This is a genomic window from Cupriavidus sp. MPR-AND1C (assembly GCF_058809705.1).
In genome coordinates, this window is the sequence record NZ_JBXASU010000002.1 from 251,757 (window position 1) to 260,702 (window position 8,946).

The window sequence follows — 8,946 nt, forward strand, 5'->3', positions numbered from 1 at the left end:
GCTCATCCGCCCGGCGCCGTTGCGGCTGGGTGTTGCCCTGCAACGGCCTGCCGGCCTGGCAAATCCATCCTTACCATATGAAGAACTTCGCATTCAACGCCAAAGCGGACCAGCATAACAAGAAGGCTGAAGCCAGTCATTTCTCTGGCCACTTCGAGGAAGCCATCGTCCATGCGGAGAAGGCCAGGAAGCTCGCCCCGCATATGGCCAAGCCCTATTACTGGGCGGCTTTTTCCTCGCTGGAACTGCATCGGCTCGACGACGCGTACCGTTTCGCCCAGGAAGGACTGGCCGCGCATCCCGGCCAGCCTGAGATCGCATCCATGTGCGCGCGCATCCTTGCGGCGATGGGCAAGCTGGAGGACGCCAGGACCATGCTGCGAGACTGCGTGGCATCCCACCCGCGGTGCCTTGAAGGCTGGGCGAACTACGCCATCGTGCTGAACAAGCTGGGCATGCATGCCGAAGCCAAGCAAGCATCGCTCAAGGCCATCGAGATCGCTCCGGATCATCCGGCGATCCTGGCCAACTATGCCAATGACCTGAAAAATACCGGATTTGCCGAGGATGCAATCCGGGTATTGCAACGCGCCGCGGCAATCGCGCCGACCAACAAGAACATCCGCTCGAACCTGTTGTTCATGCTCTTGTTCGGCGAGAAGACGGGCGCGCAGGACCTGCTGGCCGAAGCCTCCAGGTATGCGCAAATGCTGGCGCGCGAGCGGCTGCCGAAACTGGCCGTGCAGCCCCGCCCGCGCTCGGACAGGATCCGCATCGGCATCCTGTCGAACGACTTGTACAGGCACGCCTGCGCCTATTTCCTGATCCCGCTGATCGCCAACCTCGACCGGGCCAGATTCGAAGTGGTAGCGCTCGGCCTGCACGCCTATCACGACAACGTCACGCACAAGATATCCATCTACTGCGACCGCTTCGTCAACCTGGCCAATAAGCCTGATGGTGAAGTCGTCAAGCTGGTCCGCGAGGAAAACGTCGATGTGCTGATTGACCTTGGCGGATATACGGGCACCTCTCCGCTGCACTACATGGTCCACGGCCTGGCTCCGGTGCAACTCACCTGGCTTGGCTATCCCGGCAGCACCGGCATGCCGGCAATCCAGCATCGCGTGACCGACTGGATCGGGGATCCGGCCGGGGCGGAGCCCAACTACACCGAGAACCTGCTGCGCGCGCCCGGCCCGTTTGCCGTCTACCACCCGCTGGTCGGCAATCCGCTGACGGTCTATCAGGCCGAATACCAGGTCAGGGAAACGCCGGCGTTGCGCAATGGCTTCATTACCTTCGGCTCTTGCAACAACATCGGCAAGCTGACCGACCGGACCCTGCGGATGTGGAGCGCCGTACTGACGCGCTGCCCTGGCAGCCGGCTGCTGGTCGAGGCAGCAGGGCTCGATACGGATGAAGTGAAGGTGCCCCTGCTGGAGCGCATGCAGCAAGCCGGCATCGACACCGAGCGCGTCGCCTGCATCCTCCGGGAAGGCAAGAACCAGTACCTGACCTACCACGATATCGATATCGCACTGGATACCTCGCCGGTCACCGGCGGCACCACGACCTGCGACACGCTCTGGATGGGCGTGCCCGTGGTCTCGCTGGCCGGCCCGGCATTCCACACCCGCGTCTCCGCGCCCTTCCTGCACGCCGTAGGCCTGGGCGGCCTGGTCTGCGAAACGGAGGAGGCCTACGTCGAGATGGCCGCGCAGCTTGCCGCGGACGTGGAGCAGCTCAACGCGCTGCGACTCTCCCTGCGGCACCGCTTCGAGAAAAGCGCCATCGCCGACGTGGCCGGGTTTACGCGCTGGTTCGAAGACCAGGCAGCGCAACTGATCAGCCAGCACCGGGATGTGAGCCACCTCAAGCCGCGTACGCAGGACGGCGTGTTCTGCAATGGCGCCTGGCATTCGATGGAAGAACTGGTGCTGACCATCGGGCTGCTTCTGCAGGAAGGACGCCATATCGAGCTCAACAGCCTGCTGGAAAACATGTCGGCCAAGTGGAGCAAGCACTGGCTGATCGCCTTCGCGCTGGGTGAGATGGCCCAGCGCGAGGGCCGCTACGACCGCGCGCTCGAACTACTGATGGAAGCCGTCAACCTGCGCCCGTACCACCTGCCGCTCTACCGCCTGCTCAGCGTGCGGATGCGCGAAGGCGGTCATGACACGAGTCCCGTGGCCGATATCCTGCAGCAGCAGTTCGGCCTCGACCTGGCCCTGATCGATAGCCAGGGCAAACCTTCGACCTACGAAATCCTGGGCATCCAGGTGCTGGAGGAAGCAGCATGAAAGCCGTCATCCTGGCGGGCGGGCTGGGTACCCGCATCTCCGAAGAATCCCACCTGCGTCCCAAGCCCATGATTGAAGTGGGCGGCAAGCCGATCCTGTGGCACATCATGAAGATGTACGCCGCGCACGGCATCAATGATTTCGTCATCTGCCTGGGCTACAAGGGCTACGTCATCAAGGAATACTTCGCCAACTACTTCCTGCATATGTCGGATGTGACCTTCGACATGTCGGAAAACCGCATGGACGTGCACTGCCGCAAGGCCGAGCCGTGGCGCGTGACACTGGTGGATACCGGCGAGGAATCGCAGACCGGCGGGCGCCTGCGGCGCGTGCGCGAGTACCTCACGCCCGGCGAGCCGTTCTGCTTTACCTATGGCGACGGCGTGTCCGACATCGACCTCACCGCCGAGATCGCCTTTCACCGCAACCACGGCCGCTGGGCCACGGTAGCGGCCGTGCAGCCGCCGGGACGCTACGGCGCGCTCGAGCGTACCAGCGAAGGCATGGTCGCCGGCTTCGCGGAAAAGCCGCGCGGCGACGGCGCCTGGATCAATGGCGGCTTCTTCGTGCTGCAGCCCGAAGTGCTCGACCTGATCGCCGACGACAAGACCAGTTGGGAGCAGGCCCCCATGGAAGAGCTTGCCACGCGCGGGCACTTGCTGGCGTTCGAGCACCAGGGCTTCTGGCAGCCGATGGACACCCTGCGCGAGAAGAACATGCTGGAGCAGTTGTGGCAATCCGGCGCGGCACCTTGGAAGACATGGTGACCCGCATGTTAGACGGCTACACCGGCCGCCCGGTCTTCGTGACCGGCCACACCGGCTTCAAGGGCGCATGGCTCGCGCTATGGCTGGCGCGCCTCGGCGCGCGGGTGACAGGCTATGCGCTGGCGCCCGAGTCGCCGGCCGGCCTGTTTACCGCGGCGGACGTCCAGAGCACGCTGCAAGCCCACCACCTGGCTGACATCCGCGATGCGAGCACGCTGGCTGCCGCCATGCAGGCAGCGCAGCCGGAGATCGTCTTTCACCTGGCGGCGCAGCCGCTGGTCGGGGCCGGCTATCGCGACCCGGTGGCCAACTGGGCCACCAACGTCATGGGCACGGTCAACCTGCTCGAGGCAGTGCGCCACTGCCCTTCGGTACGTGCCGTGGTGGTCATCACCACCGACAAGTGCTACGACAACAAGGAATGGTTCTGGGGCTACCGCGAGACCGATCCGCTCGGCGGGCATGACCCGTACAGCGCCAGCAAGGCCGCGGCCGAGCTGGTTGCCGCCAGCTATCGCAATGCCTTCCTGGCCGAGCGCGGCGTGCTGGTCGCCACCGCACGCGCCGGCAATGTGATTGGCGGCGGCGACTGGTCCGACAATCGCCTGGTGCCCGATGCCGCACGTGCGGCCGCCGCCGGCGCGGTGCTCGAAATCCGCAACCCGCAGGCCACGCGGCCCTGGCAGCATGTGCTGGAAGCCCTGCACGGCTACCTGCTGCTCGGCGCACGCCTGATGGGCGCAGAGCAAGCGCTTGCGCGCGCCTTCAACTTCGGCCCGCAAGCCGCCGACAACCTCGCCGTGGGCGCGGTGCTGGCGCGCCTGGCGCAACACTGGCCCGAACTGCGCTGGGAACATCGCCCGGATCCCGCCGGCGCCGCGCCGCACGAAGCCCGCAACCTTCACCTGGACTCGGCCCTGGCCAGAGGACTGCTTGGCTGGGAGCCGCGCTGGTCGCTCGACCAGGCCCTTGCCGCCACCGCCCATTGGTACCGCGCCGTGCATGAAGCTCCGGCCCAGGCGCGGTCCGTCACCGAACGACAAATCGAGCAATTCTGCGTATGACAGACGCTGCCCACGCCTCCCCTGCTACCCATTCCAGCCACGCTGCCGTCGACGCTGCCTGCCGTTCCTGCGGCCAGGCGCTCACGCAGACCGTGGTGGACCTTGGCCTGTCGCCAGTCTCCAACGCGTTCATCAAGGCGGACGACCTGGCCCTGGCGGAAACCTTCTACCCGTTGCACGCGATGGTGTGCCAGCACTGCTGGCTCGTACAGTTGCGCGACGCCACGCCGGCCCAGACACATTTTCACGACGACTACGTCTACTTCTCGTCATACTCGTCGTCATGGCTGGAGCACGCGCAGCGCTATGTCAGCACCATGACCCACCGCCTCGGCCTGAACGCCGACAGCCGCGTGATGGAGCTGGCCAGCAACGACGGCTATCTGCTGCAGTACTTCGTGCAGGCCGGCATTCCCTGCCTGGGCGTGGAGCCCACCGCCAACACCGCCGCCGCCGCACGCACCAAGGGCGTCGACAGCCGCGAGCTGTTCTTTGGCCGCGACACCGCGCACGCGCTGCGCCAGCAAGGCTGGGAAGTGGACCTGCTGCTGGGCAACAACGTACTGGCGCATGTGCCGGACATCAACGACTTCGTCGGCGGCATGCCGCTGGTGCTCAAAGCCCAGGGCGTGATCACGCTGGAGTTTCCGCACCTGCTGCGCCTGATCGAGCAGAACCAGTTCGACACGCTCTATCACGAGCACTACTCTTACCTGTCGCTATCGGCGCTGGAGCCGGTGTTCGCCCGGGCCGGCCTGCGCGTGTTCGATATCGAGCACCTGCCCACCCATGGCGGCAGCCTGCGCGTGTTTGCCTGCCATGCCGACGCCAACCACGCGACCCGCCCCTCGGTGGCCGCCACGCTGGAAGAAGAGCGCGTGGCCGGGCTGCGCTCGGCCGCGCTGTATGCCGGCTTTGCCGAGCGCGTGCGCAAGGCCAAGCGCGACCTGCTCGCCTTCCTGATCGAAGCCCGCAATGCCGGCAAGCGCATCGCCGCGTATGGCGCTGCCGCCAAGGGTAATACGCTGCTCAACTACTGCGGCGCCGGCACCGACTTCATCGACTACGTGGTCGACCGCAATCCCACCAAGCAGGGCCGCTTGCTGCCCGGCACGCGCATCCCGGTGGTCGCGCCCGAGCAGGTTTTCGGCGACAAGCCCGACTACCTGCTGATCCTGCCCTGGAACATCAAGGACGAAGTCATCGCCCAGATGGCCGGCATCCGCGAATGGGGCGGCCGCTTCGTGGTGGCCATTCCGGAAACCGCGGTGCTGCCATGATGTTCACGCGGACCCCCATCGAAGGCGCATGGCTGGTGGACCCGGAGCCCGTGGCCGACGAGCGCGGCTTCTTTGCGCGCACGGCTTGCGTGGACGCCTTCGCGGACCACGGGCTGAACGGGCGCTTTGTGCAGCAGAGCATCTCGCGCAATACCCGGGCCGGCATCCTGCGTGGCATGCATCTCCAGTACGAGCCTGCCGGCGAGGACAAGCTGGTGCGCGTCACCACCGGCGCCATCTTCGATGCGATCCTGGACCTGCGCCCCTACTCGCCAAGCTACCGCCAGTGGTTTTCGGTGGAACTGACGGCGCAGAACCAGCGCGCGCTGTATATCCCCAGGGGCGTGGCGCACGGTTTCCAGACCCTGACGGATCTGTCTGAGGTCTTCTACCAGATGACCGTGCCCTTCGCGCCCGCTCATAGCGGCGGCGTGCGCTGGGACGATCCGGAGATCGGCATCGCCTGGCCGCCGTGCCAGAACCGGCTGATCTCGGCCAAGGACATGGCGTTGCCTTCGCTCACGGCGCTCAGCGCCTACTGAATTGCGCATTACCCGAAATACCCAAAATTCCGAAACATCGAATTACCGAATTGCCCGAATTGCCCGAATTGCCGAATCATCAAATCCAACCGGTCAGCAAAGCCGACCAACAAGCCAAACTGCGGAGCCATGCCATGAGTACCGATCAATTGCAGAAACTGTCCAATGCCCTGCGCGAAGTTGGCACCAGCGCGGCCGCGCGTGACCGGCTGGTCGCGCTGTGCAAGTCCATCGAGCAAGACCTCTGCGGCTACGAAGGCAGCGTGCGCGATGACATCACGGGCCCCATCGTCGACGCCATGTACGACGACGAATCGCGCCTGCGCAAGACGCTGGCCGATGGCACCGTGTTCGAGTTCCTCTACCGCACCAAGATCGCCCGCGATTTCCTGATGAGCACGCCGGCGCAGCCGGACCACGTATGGGAGCCGCAAACCACCAAGCTGCTGGTCAAGCTGTGCCGCAACGGCGGCAACGCGGTGATCGGCGGCGCTTACTTCGGCGACCAGGTGATCCTGATGGCCAAGCAGCTGGCGGCCGCCGGCGGCGCCTGCCACGCGTTCGAGCCCAATGCCGACCAGCTCGGCATGCTGCGCAACAACGCGCAGCTCAACCACGTGGAGAACATCCACAGCTGGCGCCTGGGCCTGTGGTCGGACAGCAGCACCCAGCTGCGCCTGGTCGGCAACGACTCCTTCGCCCACGCCGAGCGCGCCGACGGCGCTGCCGGCGACGACAGCTTTGCCACCATCACCATCGACGACTACTGCGCCCAGCAAAAGCTCGACAAGCTCAGCCTGATCATGCTGGACATCGAAGGCGCCGAGCTCGACGTGTTCAAGGGTGCGCGCGAGCAACTGTCGCGCCCGGCGCCCGACGCCCCGAACATCGTGTTCGAGGTGCACCGCCACTACGTGGACTGGAGCAACGGCCTGGAGAACGCGGAGATCATCCAACTGCTCCAGGGCTTCGGCTACAGCGTGTTCGCAGTGCGCGACTTCAACTCCAACGTGGACATGGCCGGCCGCCCCATCGAGCTGATCCCGGTCGACGAGGTCTACCTGGAAGGCCCGGCGCACGGCTTCAACATGGTCGCCGTCAAGGACCCGTCCCTGCTGCAAGGCGCGGACTTCTCCGTGTGCCATGGCGTCAGCCCCAAGCTGCTGTGGCATCGTGACCCGGCGCTGCATCACCCGCTGTCGTGAGGCCAGGCATGCCCGGCTCCGTACCTTGTACCGTGATTGGCGGCGCCGGCTTTGTCGGCCAGCGCCTGGTCCAGGCGCTGCGCCAGGCCGGGCATGAGGTCCATGTGCCCGGCCGGGACGACCCCGGCCTGCTGGCGCGCGACCTGGGCCGCGTGTTCTATTGCGCAGGCCTGACCGCCGACTTTGCCGCGCGCCCCTTCGATACGGTCGAAGCCCATGTCGGCCTGCTGGCCCGGCTGCTGCAGGCGGGCCGCTGGGACCACCTGGTCTATCTCTCCTCCACCCGCCTGTATGACAGCTCCGCGCTGCCGGTAGGCGACGAGGCCGGCGCGCTCACGCTGCAGCCCGCCAACCCGCGGCATCTCTACGACCTGTCCAAGGCACTCGGCGAAAACCTGTGCCTCACGCTCGCGCCGGAGCGCACAGCCGTGGCGCGGCTGTCCTGCGTCTTCGACTGGTCGCCAGGCTCGCCTGGCTTCCTGTCCGAATGGCTGCAGCGCGCATCGACCGAGCGCGCGTTCCAGCTCGACAGCGATGCCGCCCTGGTGCGTGACTACATCCACCTCGACGATGTCGTGCGAGCCCTGTCCACCATGTCGGCACTGGGCGAGCGCGGGATCTTCAACGTGGCCAGCGGCGCCAACGTCTCCAACGGCGAACTGGCCGACGTGTTCAACCGCGCAGGCTGGGCTGTCGAACTGGCCAGGTCCACCCGGGCGCAACCGGCCGCGGTATGCAGCGTGACGCGCCTGCGCGCGCTGGGCGTGGCACCGCGCGACGTGCGCGAGGTGCTGGCCGCTCACCTGGAAGGAGCAAGACCATGGAACTGATCGACCAGACACCTGAGAGCCTTGCCGCCTACACCTGCGCGCAGGTCGCGGCGCTGGTGCCGGACGGCAAGGCAGAGACCTTGCTGCCGCTGATCATGCGCAACCAGGCGCAAGCGCTGGCCCGGGTGGAGCGCTGCATCAACGCCGTACGCATGTGGCACCCCGGGCGCTTCAACTACCTGCACTCCAGCCAGTACTGCCAGTACCTCTACTACCTGGCCAACACCATCTGGCGCAACGAGGGCGACGCCCGCGCCTGCACCAGGCTGTTCCTGCTGAACAAGGCGCTCAACGGCATCGACCTGTTCTACGAGATCGAAATGCCGGAAGTCTTTTTCATCGGGCACTCGGTCGGCATCGTGCTGGCAAAAGCCACCTACGGCAATTACCTCGTGCTGTACCAGAACTCCACGGTAGGCAAGAACCACGGTGCCGCCCCGGCGATCGGCGACGGCGTGGTGATGTATCCCAATACCGCCATCATCGGCCGCAGCCATGTGGGCAATGGGTCGGTGATTGCGCAAGGCGTCAGCGTGATCAATCGCGACACGCCGGGCGATTGCCTGGTGTACGCGGGAAATGCCGGGGATCTGGTGTGCAAGCCGGTGCGCGAACCAGCGGCGGAAGAGTATTTCCGGCTGTAAGTTCCCGAGGCCTGCCAGCCCGTGCCGCAAGGAGCGCAAGCGGTAACGAAGGCATCGCGGCATGGCAAGCGCCCGCCCTCTCCCCCGGCCCCTCTCCCACAAGTGGGAGAGGAGAGCCAACCAGCGGCAAGATCAACCGTTCAACGAATCAGCCGATCAACCCGTTGTGATAGCCGTGTGAAGCGCCCGAAGGGCGGGCCACACCCAAGCGCGATGCGAAGCGAGCCGTGCAGGTGTTCAGAGGCCGTATGGGGCGCCTCGGGATTCGACGAAAAGAGCGGAAAAGAGGGACCCATGTCTGAGTATCG

8 protein-coding genes are annotated in these 8,946 nt (G+C 65.7%); all 8 read left to right on the forward strand.

Going from position 1 to position 8,946, the window contains the following annotated elements:
• The first annotated feature begins 77 nt into the window (after positions 1 to 77).
• The 8 genes from AC1RWI_RS02445 to AC1RWI_RS02480 all read left to right on the forward strand — a co-directional run bounded on the left by AC1RWI_RS02445 (position 78) and on the right by AC1RWI_RS02480 (position 8,638).
• Positions 78 to 2,303 carry an O-linked N-acetylglucosamine transferase, SPINDLY family protein gene (locus AC1RWI_RS02445; protein WP_492864336.1) on the forward strand — a complete coding sequence of 742 codons (2,226 nt, stop codon included), beginning with the start codon at positions 78 to 80 and terminating at the stop codon, positions 2,301 to 2,303.
• The gene (gene rfbF, locus AC1RWI_RS02450; protein WP_043353489.1) at positions 2,300 to 3,073 is read left to right on the forward strand and encodes a glucose-1-phosphate cytidylyltransferase; all 774 of its coding nucleotides are present in this window, start codon (positions 2,300 to 2,302) and stop codon (positions 3,071 to 3,073) included. The genes AC1RWI_RS02445 and rfbF overlap by 4 nt, the downstream gene beginning before the upstream one ends.
• Before the next feature lie 5 nt (positions 3,074 to 3,078).
• Complete coding sequence (gene rfbG / locus AC1RWI_RS02455) at positions 3,079 to 4,137, forward strand: CDP-glucose 4,6-dehydratase (RefSeq protein WP_492864338.1); 1,059 nt, start codon at positions 3,079 to 3,081, stop codon at positions 4,135 to 4,137.
• The gene (locus AC1RWI_RS02460; RefSeq protein ID WP_043353488.1) at positions 4,134 to 5,417 is read left to right on the forward strand and encodes a class I SAM-dependent methyltransferase; all 1,284 of its coding nucleotides are present in this window, start codon (positions 4,134 to 4,136) and stop codon (positions 5,415 to 5,417) included. Before rfbG ends, AC1RWI_RS02460 begins: the two co-directional genes overlap by 4 nt.
• A complete protein-coding gene (gene rfbC, locus AC1RWI_RS02465; RefSeq protein WP_492864340.1) occupies positions 5,414 to 5,959 on the forward strand; it encodes a dTDP-4-dehydrorhamnose 3,5-epimerase in 546 nt (181 codons plus the stop codon). Before AC1RWI_RS02460 ends, rfbC begins: the two co-directional genes overlap by 4 nt.
• 134 nt (positions 5,960 to 6,093) lie before the next feature.
• Positions 6,094 to 7,164, forward strand: a complete 1,071-nt coding sequence (locus tag AC1RWI_RS02470) for an FkbM family methyltransferase (protein WP_043357716.1) — start codon at positions 6,094 to 6,096, stop codon at positions 7,162 to 7,164.
• Positions 7,165 to 7,172: 8 nt separating this feature from the next.
• The gene (locus AC1RWI_RS02475; RefSeq protein ID WP_492864343.1) at positions 7,173 to 7,994 is read left to right on the forward strand and encodes an NAD-dependent epimerase/dehydratase family protein; all 822 of its coding nucleotides are present in this window, start codon (positions 7,173 to 7,175) and stop codon (positions 7,992 to 7,994) included.
• Positions 7,985 to 8,638 carry an LbetaH domain-containing protein gene (locus tag AC1RWI_RS02480; RefSeq protein WP_492864345.1) on the forward strand — a complete coding sequence of 218 codons (654 nt, stop codon included), beginning with the start codon at positions 7,985 to 7,987 and terminating at the stop codon, positions 8,636 to 8,638. The genes AC1RWI_RS02475 and AC1RWI_RS02480 overlap by 10 nt, the downstream gene beginning before the upstream one ends.
• The last annotated feature ends 308 nt before the right edge of the window (positions 8,639 to 8,946 follow it).